At 70.9% G+C, this 15,779-nt stretch carries 15 protein-coding genes; 4 read left to right on the top strand and 11 right to left on the bottom strand.

Going from position 1 to position 15,779, the window contains the following annotated elements:
* Nucleotide 1: 1 nt before the first annotated feature.
* From prpB to BJY17_RS13435, 4 genes are all read right to left on the bottom strand, one after another.
* Nucleotides 2-913: a methylisocitrate lyase gene (gene prpB / locus BJY17_RS13450; RefSeq protein WP_179551801.1), complete on the bottom strand. Its 912-nt coding sequence runs from the start codon at nucleotides 911-913 to the stop codon at nucleotides 2-4.
* Nucleotides 913-2,451, bottom strand: coding sequence for an MmgE/PrpD family protein (locus tag BJY17_RS13445; RefSeq protein WP_179551800.1), 1,539 nt, complete (start codon nucleotides 2,449-2,451; stop codon nucleotides 913-915). The genes prpB and BJY17_RS13445 overlap by 1 nt, the downstream gene beginning before the upstream one ends.
* Nucleotides 2,452-2,482: 31 nt before the next feature.
* Nucleotides 2,483-3,148, bottom strand: coding sequence for a GntR family transcriptional regulator (locus tag BJY17_RS13440; RefSeq protein ID WP_179551799.1), 666 nt, complete (start codon nucleotides 3,146-3,148; stop codon nucleotides 2,483-2,485).
* 81 nt (nucleotides 3,149-3,229) lie between these two features.
* The gene (locus tag BJY17_RS13435; RefSeq protein ID WP_322789836.1) at nucleotides 3,230-4,354 is read right to left on the bottom strand and encodes an enoyl-CoA hydratase/isomerase family protein; all 1,125 of its coding nucleotides are present in this window, start codon (nucleotides 4,352-4,354) and stop codon (nucleotides 3,230-3,232) included.
* Nucleotides 4,355-4,414: 60 nt separating this feature from the next.
* Between BJY17_RS13435 and BJY17_RS13430 the strand changes: the two genes are divergently transcribed.
* A complete protein-coding gene (locus BJY17_RS13430; RefSeq protein ID WP_179551797.1) occupies nucleotides 4,415-5,053 on the top strand; it encodes a LysE family translocator in 639 nt (212 codons plus the stop codon).
* A gap of 82 nt (nucleotides 5,054-5,135) precedes the next feature.
* Nucleotides 5,136-5,576, top strand: coding sequence for an ArsR/SmtB family transcription factor (locus tag BJY17_RS13425; RefSeq protein WP_179551796.1), 441 nt, complete (start codon nucleotides 5,136-5,138; stop codon nucleotides 5,574-5,576).
* Nucleotides 5,577-5,950: 374 nt separating this feature from the next.
* Here the strand turns inward: BJY17_RS13425 and BJY17_RS13420 are convergent, their stop codons facing one another.
* From BJY17_RS13420 to BJY17_RS13395, 6 genes are all read right to left on the bottom strand, one after another.
* The gene (locus tag BJY17_RS13420) at nucleotides 5,951-7,507 is read right to left on the bottom strand and encodes a sodium:solute symporter (RefSeq protein WP_179551795.1); all 1,557 of its coding nucleotides are present in this window, start codon (nucleotides 7,505-7,507) and stop codon (nucleotides 5,951-5,953) included.
* Nucleotides 7,508-7,612: 105 nt separating this feature from the next.
* The gene (locus tag BJY17_RS13415; RefSeq protein ID WP_179551794.1) at nucleotides 7,613-9,289 is read right to left on the bottom strand and encodes a thiamine pyrophosphate-binding protein; all 1,677 of its coding nucleotides are present in this window, start codon (nucleotides 9,287-9,289) and stop codon (nucleotides 7,613-7,615) included.
* Complete coding sequence (gene speB / locus BJY17_RS13410; protein ID WP_179551793.1) at nucleotides 9,282-10,241, bottom strand: agmatinase; 960 nt, start codon at nucleotides 10,239-10,241, stop codon at nucleotides 9,282-9,284. Before speB ends, BJY17_RS13415 begins: the two co-directional genes overlap by 8 nt.
* Nucleotides 10,242-10,429: 188 nt before the next feature.
* Nucleotides 10,430-11,008: a helix-turn-helix domain-containing protein gene (locus BJY17_RS13405; protein WP_179551792.1), complete on the bottom strand. Its 579-nt coding sequence runs from the start codon at nucleotides 11,006-11,008 to the stop codon at nucleotides 10,430-10,432.
* 49 nt (nucleotides 11,009-11,057) lie between these two features.
* Nucleotides 11,058-11,804, bottom strand: a complete 747-nt coding sequence (locus BJY17_RS13400; protein WP_179551791.1) for a TetR/AcrR family transcriptional regulator — start codon at nucleotides 11,802-11,804, stop codon at nucleotides 11,058-11,060.
* A gap of 91 nt (nucleotides 11,805-11,895) precedes the next feature.
* Nucleotides 11,896-12,654, bottom strand: a complete 759-nt coding sequence (locus BJY17_RS13395) for an SDR family NAD(P)-dependent oxidoreductase (protein ID WP_179551790.1) — start codon at nucleotides 12,652-12,654, stop codon at nucleotides 11,896-11,898.
* 149 nt (nucleotides 12,655-12,803) lie between these two features.
* Here BJY17_RS13395 and trhO point away from each other — a divergent pair, with 149 nt between their 5' ends.
* Nucleotides 12,804-13,709 carry an oxygen-dependent tRNA uridine(34) hydroxylase TrhO gene (gene trhO / locus BJY17_RS13390; RefSeq protein WP_179551789.1) on the top strand — a complete coding sequence of 302 codons (906 nt, stop codon included), beginning with the start codon at nucleotides 12,804-12,806 and terminating at the stop codon, nucleotides 13,707-13,709.
* On the opposite strand, the gene BJY17_RS13385 is transcribed toward trhO, so the two are convergent.
* A complete protein-coding gene (locus tag BJY17_RS13385) occupies nucleotides 13,710-14,309 on the bottom strand; it encodes a TetR/AcrR family transcriptional regulator (RefSeq protein WP_179551788.1) in 600 nt (199 codons plus the stop codon).
* A 105-nt stretch (nucleotides 14,310-14,414) separates the two neighbouring features.
* On the opposite strand from BJY17_RS13385, the gene BJY17_RS13380 reads away from it, so the two are divergent.
* On the top strand, nucleotides 14,415-15,671 hold the full coding sequence (locus BJY17_RS13380) for an FAD-dependent monooxygenase (protein ID WP_179551787.1): 1,257 nt from the start codon (nucleotides 14,415-14,417) through the stop codon (nucleotides 15,669-15,671).
* Nucleotides 15,672-15,779: the final 108 nt, after the last annotated feature.

The raw sequence follows: 15,779 nt of genomic DNA, 5'->3' as shown, positions 1-15,779 counted from the left end.
CCTATGCGATCGGCGTCTTGGTGACCGTGAAGTTGAAGATACCCGTATCGAAGCGGTTGTAGCCCTCGTAGTCGATGAGTTCGTAGAGATCGGCCCGGTGCTGCATCTCGTCGAGCTTGCCGACGAGCGAGCCCGTCGCCTCGATCTCGTCGAGGCCGCGCACGGCGGACCCCATCGCGAGGCGCAGCAGCGACACCGGCCAGATGACGATGTTCATGCCGACGTCGGCGAGCTGCTGCACCGTGAAGAGCTCGCTCTTGCCGAACTCGGTCATGTTCGCGAGCAGCGGCACGTCGACCGCGGCGCGCACCGCCTCGAACTCGGCGAGCGACCGCATCGCCTCGGGGAAGATCGCGTCGGCACCGGCGTCGACGAGCGCCTTCGCGCGATCGACCGCCGCGGAGAGACCGTCGACCGCGGCGATGTCGGTGCGCGCCATGACGAGGAAGTTCGGGTCGCGGCGGGCATCGACGGCCGCGCGGATGCGCTGCAGCGCGGTCGCCTCGTCGACGACCTGCTTGCCGTCGAGGTGTCCGCACCGCTTCGGGTTCACCTGGTCCTCGATGTGGAGGCCGGCGAGCCCGGCATCCTCCATCTCCTGCACCGTGCGGGCGACGTTCATGGGCTCGCCGAACCCGGTGTCGGCGTCGATGATCGCCGGCAGCTCCGTCATGCGGGCGATCTGCCTGCCGCGGCCCGCCACTTCGGTGAGCGTCGTGAGCCCGATGTCGGGCAGGCCGAGGTCGGCGCTCAGCACCGCACCGGAGATGTAGACGCCCTCGAAGCCCTTCTGCTCGATGAGCCGCGCCGAGAGCGGGTTGAAGGCGCCGGGGAACCGCATGATCTCGCCGGTCGCGAGCCGCTCGCGGAAGAGCCGGCGCTTCTCGGAGGACGGGGTCGTGGAGTACAGCATCAGAACAGCCCCTCGGGGACCTCGACGCCGACGAGTGCGCCAGGGGCCACGTTGAACGTGAGGCCGCCGAGCTCGTCGGGGCCGAGCTCGGGCAGTCGCTGTGCGACGTCGAGGAAGCGCTCGATCTCTTCGGGCGTCAGCGCCCACTCGGCGAGCGTGCGGAACTTCTGCACGTACTGCTCGCGGGCGAACGGGCGAGCACCGAGCGGATGCGCGTCGGCCACGGCGATCTCGTCGACGATCTCGCCGCCGTCGGCGAGCTTGATGACGACACGTCCGCCGAACGCCTTCTCGGCGATGTCGTTCGAGTGGTAGCGGCGCGTCCACTCCTCGTCTTCGACGGTCGTGACCTTCTTCCACAGCTCGACGGTGTCGGGGCGGTGCGCGCGCTCGGGCGAGTACGACTCGGCGTGATCCCACGAGCCGTCCTGCAGGGCGACGGTGAAGATGTACGGGATCGAGTGGTCGAGCGTCTCGCGCGAGGCATCCGGGTCGTACTTCTGCGGGTCGTTCGCACCCGAACCGATCACGTAGTGCGTGTGGTGCGAGGTGTGCAGGGTGATCGACTCGATGCGCGACGGGTCGTCGAGGATCAGCGGGTACTCGTCGTGGAGCTTGCGGGCGAGGTCGATCCAGGCCTGCGCCTGGTACTCCGCCGAGTGCTCCTTCGTGTAGGAGTCGAGGATGGCGCGCTTGGCCTCCCCCACCTCGGGCAGCGGCACCTCGTAGGAGCCATCCGGCCCGTCGAGGAGCCACGCGATGACGCCGTCCTCACCCTCGTAGATCGGCACGGGGCTCGTCTGGCCGCGCATGGCCCGGTCGACCGCCTCGACGGCCATCTTGCCGGCGAACGCCGGGGCGTGCGCCTTCCACGTCGAGATCTCGCCCTTGCGGGACTGGCGCGTGGCCGTGGTCGTGTGCAGCGCCTGGCCGATGGCCTGGAAGATCGTCTCCTGGTCGAGGCCGAGCAGGGTGCCGATGCCGGCGGCAGCCGACGGGCCGAGGTGGGCGACGTGGTCGATCTTGTGCTTGTGGAGCGAGATCGCCTTCACGAGGTCGATCTGGATCTCGTAGCCCGTCGCGATGCCGCGCACGACGTCGCGACCCGTGAGGCCGCGGTTCGCGGCGAGGTGCTGGGCGACCGCGACGATCGGCGGGATGTTGTCGCCGGGGTGCGAGTAGTCCGCCGCGAGGAAGGTGTCGTGGAAGTCGAGTTCACGCACGGCCACCCCGTTGGCCCACGCGGCCCACTCGGGCGAGGTGCGGCGCGCGGCATCCGCACCGAAGACCGTTGCGCCGTCGCCGCCGATCGAGACGGGGTGGGCGAGCGCCTGGCTGCGCGCCGAGACGACGGGACCGCGGGCGATCGAGGCGGCCGCGACGGCCGCGTTGTCGATCACGCGGTTCACCACCATGTCGACGACGTCGTCGTCGAGCTCGACCGGGTCGGTCGCGACGCTCGCGAGTTTCCAGGCGAGCTGTCCCTCGCGGGCGAGGTTCTCGTCACTGCGGTGGGTGCGGAGGTGGTGGAGGTGCATGTTGACGGCCCTTTCAGAACTGTTCCATCGGTCAGGCTACGCGGTGCCCGTCGGGCTGACGAGACTCGATGGATGCGAGTGCGTGACGAAGACTCATGTGCAGGTGCACGTGGCTGGCGTGGGCGGCGAGCGAGGCGTCGCCGGCGATGATCGCCTCGACGATCAGGAGGTGCTCGGATGCCGCGGCGCGGAGGCGCTCGGGATTGTGACGGGCCAGTCGCCGCACCCGCGCGGAGTGCAGGCGCGCGCTGCGGAGCGCTGCGACGAGCATCGGGTTCGCAGTCGCGGCGTCGATCTCCTCGTCGAGCGCGTCGACGGTGTCGTAATAGGTGCGCAGGCCCTCGTCGCCGCCGTCGAGCAGCTCGGGCGCTGCGGCGAGCCGGTCGTGGAGCTCGGTGAACCGCGCCGGGTCGCGCCGGGTGGCCGCGAGCCTGGCCGCCTGCTCCTCGAGCGCCTCGCGCAGTTCGTAGAGCGCGATGATGCTCGCGGGCGAGAGTTCGCTCACCTGCAGCAGCCGGGCGGAGGCCGCGGTCGCGAGTCCGTCGGCCTCGAGTCGGGCGAGGGCTTCGCGCACCGGGGTGCGGGAGACGCCGAGCCGGTTCGCCTGTTCGACCTCGGCGAGCGCGGTGCCCGGCGCGAGCACGCCGTCGAGGATCTCCTCGCGGAGTTCCCGATACGCGCGTTCGCTGGCTCTCATGCCCACCTCCTCACTTATGTATACGCTGTGATGGAGGAACGTGCAAACTCTCGCCTAGTCAACGCTTGGTGTATACAAACGCTACGCAGGCCAGACCGGTTCGAAGCGTGCGTCGTCGAGCACGAGCGCCGCGAGCCCTGGTTCGACGGCGTCGAGCGTCGACGGGTTCCAACGGGGGTTGCGGTCCTTGTCGATGACCTGGGCGCGGATGCCCTCGCGCAGGTCGTGCTGCTCGATGAACCACGAGACGAGGCGGAACTCCTGCTCGAGGGCGTCCTCGAGGCTCCGCAGCGTGCGGGCTCGGCGCACGGCCTCGAGCGTCACGGTGAGCGCCGTCGGCGAGAGGGTCTCGAGCTCGTCGGCGGCGGCGGCCGCGTAGGCGGTCGCGCCGGGGTCGAGCGGATGCTGCGGGAACGAACTCGACGAGACGTTCTCCGTGGGCTCGGTCGCTCGACCCTCGGCGAAGGCGCGCAGACGCTCGATGACCTCGGCGACGGTGGGCGCGGAGTAGCAGGCGTCGACCCAGTCGCGCGCGAGGGCGAGCGCCGACGGGCCGGGCGTCTCGTCGAAGAGCATGACGATCTCGGCCGGGGTGCCGGGATCGGCCCGCTCGGCGAGCGCCTGGATGACGTGCGGCAGCCGCTCCGACGGCACGAAGAAGTCGGCGAATCCGGCGTGGATCGCATCGGCCGCGTCCATCGTGCGGGAGTTCAGCGCGAGGTGCACGCCGAGCTCGCCCGGGGCCTTCGCGAGCAGCCAGCTGCCGCCGACATCCGGGGTGAAGCCGATGCGGGTCTCGGGCATCGCGATGCGCGATCGCTCGGTGACGATGCGGATCGAGGCGTGGCCGGCGAGGCCGATGCCGCCGCCCATCGTGATGCCGTCCATGAGCGCCACGACGGGCTTGGGGTAGCGCGCGATCATCGCGTCGAGCCGGTACTCCGCGCGGAAGAACTCCCGGGCTTCGGCGTGGTCGTCGTTCGAGGCGTACGTGTAGAGCTCGCGGATGTCGCCGCCGGCGCAGAAGCCGCGCTCCCCCGCGCCGTCGAGCACGACGACGCCGACCTCGGAGTCGGTCCGCCAGAGCTCGAAGATCGCGGCGAGTTCGCGGATCATCTCGTAGCTCAGGGCGTTCAGCGCCTGCGGACGGTCGAGCGTGACGTGGCCGACACCGTCGGCGACGCTCGCGGAGATGTGGTCGCTCACGAGTGCCACCGTAGCCGCATCCCGCCGCGCGTGCGGGGAGCGTGCGGGTAGCATGCGGGGATGGTCCCCCTGGAGAACCTCTGGGCATTCGTCGTCGCGTCGGTCGTGCTCATCGTCATCCCCGGTCCGAGCGTGCTGTTCGTGATCGGGCGCTCGCTCGCGCTCGGCCGGCTCGGCGGGCTGCTCAGCGTGGTCGGCAACGCGCTCGGCATGGTGCCGCTCGTCGCGGCCGTCGCGCTCGGCGTCGGCGCGATCGTCGCCCAGTCGGTCGTGCTCTTCACGATCATCAAGTTCGCGGGCGCCGCCTACCTCGTCTACCTCGGGGTGCAGGCCATCAGGCACCGAGCGGATGCCGCGGCATCCGTCGACGGCAAGGCCGCGCCGCGCTCGCACTGGCGACAGCTCGGCGAGGGGTTCATCGTCGGCGTCACGAACCCCAAGACCATCGCGTTCTTCGTGGCCGTGCTGCCGCAGTTCGTGTCGTTCTCGGCGGGGTCGATCCCGCTGCAGCTCTTCGAGCTCGGCCTCGTGTTCATCGTGCTCGCCCTGCTGTGCGACTCGGTGTGGGCACTCGCCGCGAGCGCCGCGCGCGGATGGTTCGCCCGCTCCCCCAAGCGCCTCGAGCACCTCTCGGCGACGGGCGGCGTCATGATGATCGGCCTCGGCGGGGTGCTCGCGCTCAGCGGCAACAAGCACTGAGCGCGCCCTCGTCGCGTCTGCCGCCTGACGCGCCTGTGGACAAGGCGAGGACGGCCTGCCGCTCGCTCGGTACGCTGCCGCGATGATGCACGCGTTCGAGATCGTCGCCGAGCCGGTTCGCCGGAGGATCATCGAGGTGCTCGCGGTCGGCGAGCACCCGGTGGGCGTCCTGAACGACGTCATCGCACAGGAGTTCTCGATCTCCCGATCGGCCGTCTCGCATCATCTTCGGATCCTGCGAGACGAAGGTGTCGTCAGCGTCGCACCCGACCGGGGCCTGCCGCAGTCGCGGCTGTACGTCGTGAACGGCGAGTACCTCGCGCGACTCGATGACGCCGTCGGCGAGCTTTTCGCCCTATGGGAACAGCGCTACGGCACCGGCGTCGGGCGTGCACCGCAGTTCCCGGCGCGACTGGCGCCACCAGTGCGGAAGCCGCGCGCGCACCGCGCCGGCCACCGCGGGCAGCGCGGCCGCCGCCATGGCTGGTTCGACGAGCCGTCTGCGTCAGAGGATCGCGACTGACGGGCTGGCTGGCCTGCCTCCACACGCCGGCGCAGGCGCCGACCGATGTCGTCTGATTCGGTATGCCAGTTCCCCCTCATCGCTGAAGGGGAACTGGCATACGCGAGAGCGTGAGCGATCCGAAGGCGCAAGCGTTCCAGGTCAGATCGGGGGTCGTCCATTCACGGCCGCGCTCGTCGATCATGGCGGCATCCGTGCGGGCGCTGAAGGGAACTGGCATACGCGAGAGTGAGCGATCCGAAGGCGCGAGCGTTCCAGGTCGGATCAGCGAGTGGGCCGCGAGGGCGCCGTACCGAGCTCGCCCCCACGAGATCTCGATACGGCCGCCTCGCGGCCCACTCCGTGCGGCGGGGCCGCGGCCCACTCCGTGCGGCCTACTCGGCCGCGGGCCGGGTCGCGCCCGGCGCAACGACCGGCGACGCGACCGGTGCCGCGGCATCCGTCGCCGTCGCTGCGACGACGTCGGCGTCGGTGTCGGCCACCTCGTCCTCGTAGCGGCCGGCGAGGCGGTCGTTCCAGATCTTCAGCACCGAGGCCGGGGTCCTCGGCGTGAGCAGGCTGACGACGATGTAGACGAGCAGGCTTGCGGCGAGGCCGAAGTAGATCGGCTCGTTCGCGAGCACGTTGCCCATGATCGCCATCGTGCCGAGGGTGACGACCGTTCCCACGCCCATCGACCAGAGTGCTCCGGCACCGGTCGCGCGCTTCCAGACGAATCCGCCGAGGATGGCCACGAGCAGGCCGCCGACGAGGATGTCGTAGGCGACGGTGAGCGCCGCGACCACGTCGTTCAGCAGGGCCGCCACGATGATCACGGCGATGCCGAGCACCATCACGTACAGGCGGTTCGAGCGCACATCGTGCTCGGGGTTGGCGTTGGCCGCGGCATCCGCTGCGCTGCGACCGAAGAGCCGCTTGACGAGCGGCATGACGTCGGCGCGGGCCACCGTCGCGGTCGCGATGAGCGCCCCCGAGGCGGTCGACATCATCGCGGCGACGGCCGCCGCGAGCACGATGCCGCTGAGGCCGACCGGCAGGATCTGCTGCGTGATCGCGGCGTAGACGTCGTCGCTCGCCTCGATGCCGGGCAGGAACGCCGCGGCCGACATCCCGATGACGGCACCGGCGACGCCGTAGAGCAGGCAGTACACCGCCGCAGCCGTGCCGCCCCACTTGGCGACCTTCGGCGAGCGCGCGGTGAACACGCGCTGCCAGATGTCCTGGCCGATCAGCATGCCGAAGGTGTAGATCACGAAGAAGGTGATGATCGTGTCGACGCCGATCGCGCCGAGGTCGAACGCGGCTGCACCGAGGCGGTCGACGATGCCCTCGTAGCCGCCGGCGTTGAACCACGCGAACGGCAGCAGCAGGAAGAACACGCCGATCGTCTTCAGCACGAACTGCACCATGTCGGTGAGCGTGATCGACCACATGCCGCCGATCGACGAGTACAGCATGACGATGCCGCCGCCGATGATCACCGAGATCGTGCGATCGGTGCCGAAGAGCACGTTGAAGATCGTCGCGTACGCGATGGTCGACGTCACCGAGAGCATGAGCGTGTAGGCCATCATCACGATGCCCGAGGAACTCGTGGCGTTCATGCCGTAGCGGAGCTTCAGCATCTGGGCGACGGTGTACACCTTCAGCTTCTGGATGCGCGAGGCGAACAGGATGCTGAGCAGGAAGAGGCCGACGGCGATCGAGACGACGAGCCACATGCCCGAGATGCCGTACTTGTAGCCGAGGCCCACGCCGCCGACGGTGGAGGCGCCGCCGAGCACGACCGCGGCCATCGTGCCGGTGTAGAGGCCGGGGCCGAGGCGGCGGCCGGCGACGAGGAAGTCGGCCGAGTTCTTGGTGCGGCTCTTGCCCCACCAGCCGAAGAGCAGCATCGCTCCGAGGTAGATGATGATGATCGCGATATCCATCGTTGGATCCTTTGCGTCAGGGTTCGGTCGGGTATTGGGTCGGGTGTTTCAGGGGGCGTTCCAGTCGGGCGCCGCGGGTGGGCGCCGCGCCGGGCGGGGTTCGCGTCAGCGAACGTGCGTCGCCGCGAACATGCGCAACAGCGCCGGCACGACCACGACGGCGGGGCCGGGCTCGGTGAAGGTGCGGGCGATGGTCGCGCCCACGTCTTCGAGGGTCGACTCGTGGGCCGTCACGCCGAATGAGCGTGCGAGGGCTGCGAAGTCGGGACGGGCGAGCTCGGTGGCGGTGGCCTGCCCGAACTCCTCCGTCATGTACTCGCGGAGGATGCCGTAGCCCCCGTCGTCGATGATGAGCCAGGTCACGTCGGCGTCGTGCTGGCGGGCCGTGGCGAGTTCTGCGATGGAGTACATCGCCCCGCCGTCGCCCGAGACCGCGAGCGTGCGACGGCCCGAGCCGATCGACGCTGCGAGGGCCGCGGGGAACGCGAAGCCGAGGCCGCCCGACCCCTGCGCGGAGTGGAACTCACCCTGCTTCGGGTCCCATGCCGACCACGCCCAGTAGCCCGCGATCGTCATATCCCAGAAGGTGTGGGCGTCGGCGGGCACCGCTGCCCGAAGGTCGGCCATGAGCGAGAGCTCCGGGCCGAGGTCCTGCGCGGCGAGGCGCGCCTCGACGTCGCTCCGGAGACGGGCGGCGATGTCGGCGCCGCGCGCCGGGGCATCCGCCGGTCGCGCCGGCAGCCGATCGGCGATGGCCGAGAGGGCGAGCGCGGCGTCGGCGTGAATGCCGAGGCCCGGGTAGTTGGACTCGAGCACGCGCGGCTCGGCATCGACCTGGATGAGCCGGCCGCGCGGCGCGAACGTGAAGTAGTTGCTCGTGACCTCGCCGATCGAGGTGCCGACGGCGAGCAGCACGTCGGCCTCCTCGAGGAGCGCGGTCGTGTGCTGATCTTCGATCCAGGATGCCGCGGAGAGCGGGTGGTCGAAGGCGATGGCGCCCTTGCCGCCGACGGTCGAGACGACCGGGGCGTCGAGCGCCTCGGCGAGACGGCGCAACGCCGCGCGGCCGCCCTCGGAGCGGCGCACGCCGCCCCCCGCGAGGATCACGGGCAGGCGCGCCCCGGCGAGGAGCGCGGCCGCCTCGTCGATGAGTTCGGCCCGAGGCATCCGCTCGGCGATCGAGGTGACCGCCGAGCGGACGGGCGGCACGTGCGTCGCCTCGAGCAGCACGTCCTCGGGGATCTCGACCCAGGTGGGACCGGCCGGAGCCGCCTGGGCGAGCGCCCATGCATCGGCGAGCGCCGACGGGATGTGCGCGGCCTCGCGGACGACGGCGGTGCTCTTCGTCACGTTCTGCGCGCTGCGCTGCTGGTCGTCGAGTTGGTGCAGCAGGCCCTTGCGGGTGCCGCCGAGGCCGCGGCGCGGCACCTGGCTCGTGATCACGAGCAGCGGCACGCCAGTGGCGTACGCCTCCTGCAGGGCGCCGAGCGCGGTGAGCGCGCCCGGGCCCGTGGAGAGGAACAGCACGCCGACCTCGCCGGTGGCGCGCGCGTACCCGTCGGCGCCGAACGCCGAGTTGTTCTCGACGCGCGAGCTCACGAACTCGAGGTCGCTGCGGCGGATCGCGTCGAAGAGGCCGAGCGCGTGCTGACCCGGGATGCCGAAGACGTGGGAGACGCCGAGCGCCTCGAGCGTCTCGACGACGACGTCGCCGCCGTTGCGGAGGTGCGCTCCGGTTGCGCCGTGCGCGCCGGTCTCGGATTCGGTGCTCGACTCAGGCATGAGCGGATGCCTCGTGGCGGAGGGCGAGCAGTGAGACGAGGTCGTAGCCGAGGTGCGATGCGGCGACGCCCGTGATCTCGGCATGGTCGTAGGGCGGCGAGACCTCGACGACATCGGCGCCGATGAGGTTCAGCCCGACGAAGCCGCGCAGGATCTCGAGGAGCTCGCGGCTCGTGATGCCGCCTGCCTCGGGGGTGCCGGTGCCGGGAGCGTGCGCCGGGTCCATCACGTCGACGTCGATGGAGATGTAGAGGGGGCGGTCGCCGATGCGGTCGCGGAGCTTCGCGACGACCTCGTCGACGCCCTGGCGGTAGACGTCGGCGCTCGTGACGATGCCGAAGCCGAAGCGCCGGTCGTCGTCGAGGTCCTTCTTGCCGTAGAGCGGGCCGCGGGTGCCGACGTGGCTGAGCGCCTCGGTGTCGATGATGCCCTCTTCGAAGGCCCGGCGGAACGGCGTGCCGTGCGTGTACTCGGCGCCGAAGTACGTGTCCCACGTGTCGAGATGCGCGTCGAAGTGGAGGAGCGCGACCGGGCCGTGACGCTCGGCCGCGGCGCGGAGCAGCGGGAGCGCGATCGTGTGGTCGCCGCCGAGGGTCACGAGGCGGGTGCCGCCCTCGGTGAGCTCGAGCGCGGCGGCCTGGATCGAGTCGATCGCCTCGCCGATGTTGAAGGGGTTCACCGCGATGTCGCCGGCGTCGGCGACCTGGGCGACCTCGAAGGGCGAGACGTCGAGCGCCGGGTTGTAGGGACGCAGCAGGCGCGAGGCCTCGCGGATGTGCGTCGGCCCGAACCGCGCCCCGGAGCGATAGGAGACGCCGCTGTCGAACGGCACACCCGCCACGACGATGTCCGCGTGCTCGACCTGATCGAGCCGGGGCAGGCGCGCGAACCCCGCGGGGCCGGCGTAGCGCGGCGTCTTGGAGCTGTCGACGGGACCGATCGGCTGCGTCATCTCGCAACCTCCTTGTTGCTTGGCGGGAATCTTTTGTTTCTTCCTAGGCATCTAGGACTGGATGACAAGATAGCGCCGTCGCGAGGGCGCGTCAAGCGGATCGTGAGCGGATGTCGCGGGCGCGCGGCATCCGCTCACCTCATGGGCGAGCCGGGCCTCGCGTCACGGACGAGCCCTGCGAATCGGCGTCAGGCGCTCCAGAGCGCGGGTGCGAGCACCCAGATGACCTCGGCGCCTGCGTCGCCGACGGCCCGCCAGCTGTGCGGTTCGTGGCCGTTGAAGGTCAGGCTGTCGCCGGGGCCGAGCTCCCAGTCCTGATCGGAGAACCGCACCTGCATCGTGCCGGACAGCACGTGCAGCACGTCGACCTCGGCCGCGACCGCGTAGAGCTCGTCGCCGCCGTGACCGCCCGGCTGGATCACCGAACGGATCACCTGCACCTTGGACTCGCCGCGCGCCGAGAGCAGCCGCTCCTCGGTGTCGACGCCGCCGAGGTTGATGCGCGGGCCGGTGCCGGCCGGCACGAACTGCACGTCGGGCGCCTCGAACAGCGAGCCGACCGAGATCGAGAGCACGTCGCAGAGGGTGATGAGCGACGAGACGCTCGGCGAGGTCATGTCGCGCTCGACGCGCGAGAGGAACCCCTTCGTGAGACCCGTGACGCGGGCGACCTCGTCGATCGTGAGCTGCTGCGCCTGCCTGGCCGCGCGCAGGCGGGAGCCGATCGCGACGCGGCGACTGTTGGGCTCGAGCGGCATCGGGCGCATGATGCTCACACGCTACCCGATCGGAATCGAGCCTCCGGATCGATCGGCCTCAGGCGGCCGGGTCGAGGTGGTGGGCGACGCCGTCGAGCAGGCGCGCGAGGCCGAAGTCGAAGTTGTCGAACGCCGGGTCGACGAGCGCGCCGCTGCCGAGCGTGGCGTGGAGCTCGGGGAAGCGGTCCTCGGCGACGAGCCGGCCGAGCAGGCGCGCTTCGGAGACCACGATGTCCGACAGGTGCTCCCCCGCGTCGTCGGCGCGGTCCGCGTAGCCGCGCTCGACGAGCGCGCGGAACCTGGCGTGGCCGCTGACCTGGAGCACGACGGCGACCCGCTCCTGCCGCGACAATGCGGTGTCCGCAAGCGCAGTGAGCCCGGCTTCGAGCCACGCGAGGTTGTTGGGCGTACTCGCGACGCCCGTGATCGGGATGTCGAGCATCCACGGATGGCGCCGGTAGACCGCACCGGATGCCTCGGCGTACGCCTCGAGCCCGGCCCGCCACCCCTCGGCCCCGGCGATCGACTCCGGCGGCAGACCCATGCCCCGCTCCTGCAGGAGCAGCAGGAGCGTCTCCTTCGACGACACGTACCGATAGAGCGACATCGCCGTGAGCCCGAGAGCCTTGGCCACCGCGGGCATCGTCACGGCGTCGATGCCGTCGGCATCGGCGAGCATGACGGCGGCATCGAGCACCTGTTCGAGGCTGAACTCCCGCTTCGGTCCGCGCTGCGGCGAGGGCACCGCGCCCCAGGCCAGCGCGATCGCCCTCGGCAATTCCGGACCCACCGTGTCGTCGGCCACTGCCGCCCCTTCCGCTCCGCTCCAGCCAGCCTAGGCGCGAGGCCGTGAGCGACCTGCGCCGGCCGAGCGGCGGCCCGACCTCGCGGGACGATCAGACCGCCGACCAGCCGCCGTCCGAGGCGAGGATCACGCCGTTGATGTTGGCCGCTTCGTCGCTCGCGAGCCAGGCCACCGTGCCCGCGATCTGCTCGGCGGAGGTGGGAGCCGACATCGTCGCCTGCAGCACCGGGCCGGTGCGGGCCGCGCCGTACTCGGATCGCCACGACACGTCGAGTCCGGTCACGACCGCCCCCGGCGCCACCGCGTTCGTGCGGATGCCCTGCGGCCCGTACATGAACGCCGTGCTCTTCGTCAGGCCGGCGACGGCGTGCTTCGACGCCGTGTAGGCGGCGCCGCCGACGGACCCGCGGAAGGACGCCTCGGAGGCGATGTTGACGATCGCCCCTGCTCCCCGCTCGCGCATGAGCGGAACCACGGCGCGCGTCGTGCGGAGCACGGCGGTGACGTTGATGTCGAACACCCGCTGCCAGGTGGCGTCGTCGACCTCGTCGGCGGGGAGGACGCCGTCCATGATGCCGGCGATGTTGGCGAGGATGTCGACCCTGCCCGCTGCGGCGTCGATGAGCTCGCGCACCGTCTGTTCACGGGTCACGTCACCGGCCACGGTGCGCACGTCGAAGGCACCCAGCTCCACCGCGAGCTCCTGCAGCCGATCGGCGGCGATGTCCGAGGCGACCACGGTGGCCCCCTCGGCGGCGAGGATGCGTGCGGCGGCTCGGCCGATGCCCGAGCCGGCGCCCGTGATGATGGCGGTGCGGCCGTCGAAGCGGCGGGCAGCGAGTTCGGTCATCGAGTGCTCCTTCGTGTGGGTTGCGTTACTAGTACTGACATAAACAGTATATGAATGTACGAGTTAAGCAAGCCTGACCTTCACCCGCCTGCGGCACGGCGCCAGCACTCTCACACGCGACCCCGAGCAACCGCCCGTATGATCTCGGGGTGGCCCTCGCCAAGATCCTCCTCTACTACGTCTTCACCCCGCTCGCCGACCCCGACGCCGTGCGGCTGTGGCAGCGCGACCTCGCCGAGTCGCTCGGGCTCCGCGGGCGCATCCTGATCTCTGAGCACGGGCTGAACGGCACGCTCGGCGGCGAGATGAAGGCCCTGAAGCGCTATGTGCGCAAGACCCGCGAGTACCCCGCCTTCAAGCACATCGACTTCAAGTGGAGCGACGGCACCGGCCTCGACGAGCACGGCGCGAGCGCCGACTTCCCGAAGCTCAGCGTGAAGGTGCGCGATGAGATCGTCTCGTTCGGCGCGCCCGGCGAGCTCTCCGTCGACGAGCAGGGCGTCGTCGGTGGCGGCACGAAGCTGAGCCCCGACGCGCTGCACGAGCTCGTGGCCGAGCGCGGTGACGACGTCGTCTTCTTCGACGGCCGCAACGCGCTCGAGGCGGCGATCGGCCGCTTCGCGGGCGCCGTCGTGCCCGACGTCGAGACGACCCGCGACTTCGTCGAGGAGCTCGACTCCGGAAAGTACGACGAGCTGAAGGGCCGCCCCGTCGTCACCTACTGCACCGGCGGCATCCGCTGCGAGGTGCTCTCGAGCCTCATGACGAGCCGCGGCTTCGGCGAGGTCTACCAACTCGACGGCGGCATCGTGCGCTACGGCGAGCGGTTCGGCGACGACGGCCTCTGGCAGGGCTCGCTCTACGTCTTCGACCAGCGCGGCTCGATCGACTTCAGCGACCACGCCGCCGTCATCGGCACGTGCGCGCGCTGCGGCACCGCGACGAACCGCACCGCCAACTGCACGGATGCCTCGTGCGATGCGGAGTTCGTGCTGTGCGAGTCGTGCGGCGCCGCGGCGTGCGAGCTGCACACGCAAGCGGCCGCGGTCGAGTAACTACCGCCCGGCCTCCGCGCCGCCGGCGGGCGCCTCGGCGCCGGCGATGACGGCGACCGCGCGGGCGAGGTCGTCGCCGCTCGGCAGACGATCAGGGGCGAGCAGCCACAGGATGCCGAGGCTCTGCACGAGCGCGAAGTCGAGCTTCGCGACCGCGTCGACCTGCTCGTCGGAGAGCTCGGGGCGCGCGGCGCGGAGCTGCTCGGCGATGCCCAGGTAGCCCTCCCCCGCCGCCTCGGCGAGGTGGCGAGCGGCCTCGGGGTCGCGCAGCACCCGCACGGTGTTGTCGAGGCTCGCGAGCAGCGGCTCGCGGTTCGCTGCGAACACCTCGGGCATGCGGTTCCAGAGTTCGGCGAAGCCGTCGAGCATCGGCATCGCCGCAGTCTCGCCGACGACGGCCTCCATGCCGTCGCCGATGCCGTCGCCGAGCGAGGCCATGAGCGCCTCGGTGATGAGCTGCTCCTTCGAGCCGAAGTGATAGCCGATCGCGGCGAGGCTCACGCCCGCCTCGGTCGCGATGTCGCGTGCGGTCGCCTTCGCGACCCCGCGCTCCACGATCACCCGGCGCGCCCCGGCCAGCAGGTCTTCACGATTGCCCATGCACCGATCGTATCGAACGATTCAGACATTTGTACTAGACATTCGTCTCAATCGTTGTTAGACATACGTATGAGACAAATGTCTGAATCGACGAAAGGCGCGGCGATGACCACCACCGACACCACCCGGCACGTCCTGATCTCCGGCGGCGGCATCGCCGGGCACGCACTCGCGCTGCAGCTCGTGCGCAGCGGCATCCGCACCACCGTCGTCGAGCGCGCCGGCGCTCCCCGCCCCGGCGGCCAGGCCGTCGACGTCCGCGGTGCCAGCCACGAGGTCGCCGAGCGCATGGGCCTCATGCCCGGAATCCGGGCGCGACTGCTGCACGAGCTCGGCCTCTCCTACGTCGACGGTGCGGGCCGCGTGTTCGGCCGCATGTCGATGGAGGACTTCGACGGCAAGGGCGCGGTCGCCGAGATCGAGATCGCCCGCGGCGACCTCGACGAGGTGCTGCGCGACCGACTCGCAGCGGCGGACGAGGCTGCGCCGGGCCTGCTCGACCTCCGCTACGGCGACCGCATCACCGCCATCGCGCAGGACGTGGACGGGGTCGACGTCGTCTTCGAGCACGCCCCCGCCGAACGGTTCGACCTCGTCGTCGGCGCCGACGGCGTGCACTCGGCGACCCGCCGCCTCGCCTTCGGGCCCGAGGAGGAGTACTCGACGTACCTCGGCGGGTACATGGCGTTCTTCACGCTGCCGACGCCGTCCGATGTCGAGTCGGGCTGGTTCTCGATGCGGTTCGTGCCGGGCGCGACCTTCGGCATCCGCCCCGACTTCGACCCGTCGACGTCCAAGGCGATCATCACGCTCCGCGTCGACCGCGACCCCGCGCTCCGCGGCGACCGGGCCGCGCAGGAGGCGCTCATCCGGCGGTCGCTCGAGAGCGCCGGATGGCACGCCCCCACTGTGCTCGACGCCATGCCCGCGGCATCCGACTTCTACTTCGACGAGCTCGCGCGCATCGACGTTCCCGAGCCTGCGAACGGCCGGGTCGTGCTCATCGGCGACGCCGCGGCATGCGGCTCGCCGATGTCGGGCATGGGCACCGCGACCGCGCTCATCGGCGCCTACCTGCTCGCCGCCCGCATCGCGGAGACGCCGGGCGACGCCGCCGCCGCGGCACGGCAGTACGCGAGCGACATCGCGCCCTTCGCCGAAGCCGGCAAGAAGCTCATGGGCGGCGGCATCGAGCGCATGGTGCCCGCCCACCGCTTCGAGGCGCTGATGTCCCGCGCGATGACGAAAGTGATGCTCTCCAAGCTCGCCCGCCCCATCGTGAAGAAGATGTTCGCCGCGAACCAGGACGAGCTGCCCCTGCCGGTCGCGGAAGCGACCCACGCGGCCGACGGCGCCCGCTGACGCGGATTCCGCCCGCCGAGGTGACGCGGATCGACCTCGGCAGGGCGCGGGAAGAGCGATTCGCGTCATTTCGGGCGCGGGGGGCGGCGCGGCTACGAGACGGCGGGG

The organism is Agromyces hippuratus (assembly GCF_013410355.1).
Taxonomy (GTDB): domain Bacteria; phylum Actinomycetota; class Actinomycetes; order Actinomycetales; family Microbacteriaceae; genus Agromyces; species Agromyces hippuratus.
This window is presented reverse-complemented; position numbering and strand designations above follow the sequence as displayed.

Coding starts and splice junctions, on each gene's coding strand:
- BJY17_RS13440 (WP_179551799.1), bottom strand. CDS start 3,148: ATGAGAGCCAGCGAACGCGCGTATCGGGAACTCCGCGAGGAGATCCTC.
- BJY17_RS13395 (WP_179551790.1), bottom strand. CDS start 12,654: ATGACCGAACTCGCTGCCCGCCGCTTCGACGGCCGCACCGCCATCATC.
- BJY17_RS13420 (WP_179551795.1), bottom strand. CDS start 7,507: ATGGATATCGCGATCATCATCATCTACCTCGGAGCGATGCTGCTCTTC.
- BJY17_RS13405 (WP_179551792.1), bottom strand. CDS start 11,008: ATGCGCCCGATGCCGCTCGAGCCCAACAGTCGCCGCGTCGCGATCGGC.
- BJY17_RS13425 (WP_179551796.1), top strand. CDS start 5,136: ATGATGCACGCGTTCGAGATCGTCGCCGAGCCGGTTCGCCGGAGGATC.
- BJY17_RS13415 (WP_179551794.1), bottom strand. CDS start 9,289: ATGCCTGAGTCGAGCACCGAATCCGAGACCGGCGCGCACGGCGCAACC.
- prpB (WP_179551801.1), bottom strand. CDS start 913: ATGCTGTACTCCACGACCCCGTCCTCCGAGAAGCGCCGGCTCTTCCGC.
- BJY17_RS13380 (WP_179551787.1), top strand. CDS start 14,415: ATGACCACCACCGACACCACCCGGCACGTCCTGATCTCCGGCGGCGGC.
- BJY17_RS13430 (WP_179551797.1), top strand. CDS start 4,415: ATGGTCCCCCTGGAGAACCTCTGGGCATTCGTCGTCGCGTCGGTCGTG.
- BJY17_RS13385 (WP_179551788.1), bottom strand. CDS start 14,309: ATGGGCAATCGTGAAGACCTGCTGGCCGGGGCGCGCCGGGTGATCGTG.
- speB (WP_179551793.1), bottom strand. CDS start 10,241: ATGACGCAGCCGATCGGTCCCGTCGACAGCTCCAAGACGCCGCGCTAC.
- BJY17_RS13445 (WP_179551800.1), bottom strand. CDS start 2,451: ATGCACCTCCACCACCTCCGCACCCACCGCAGTGACGAGAACCTCGCC.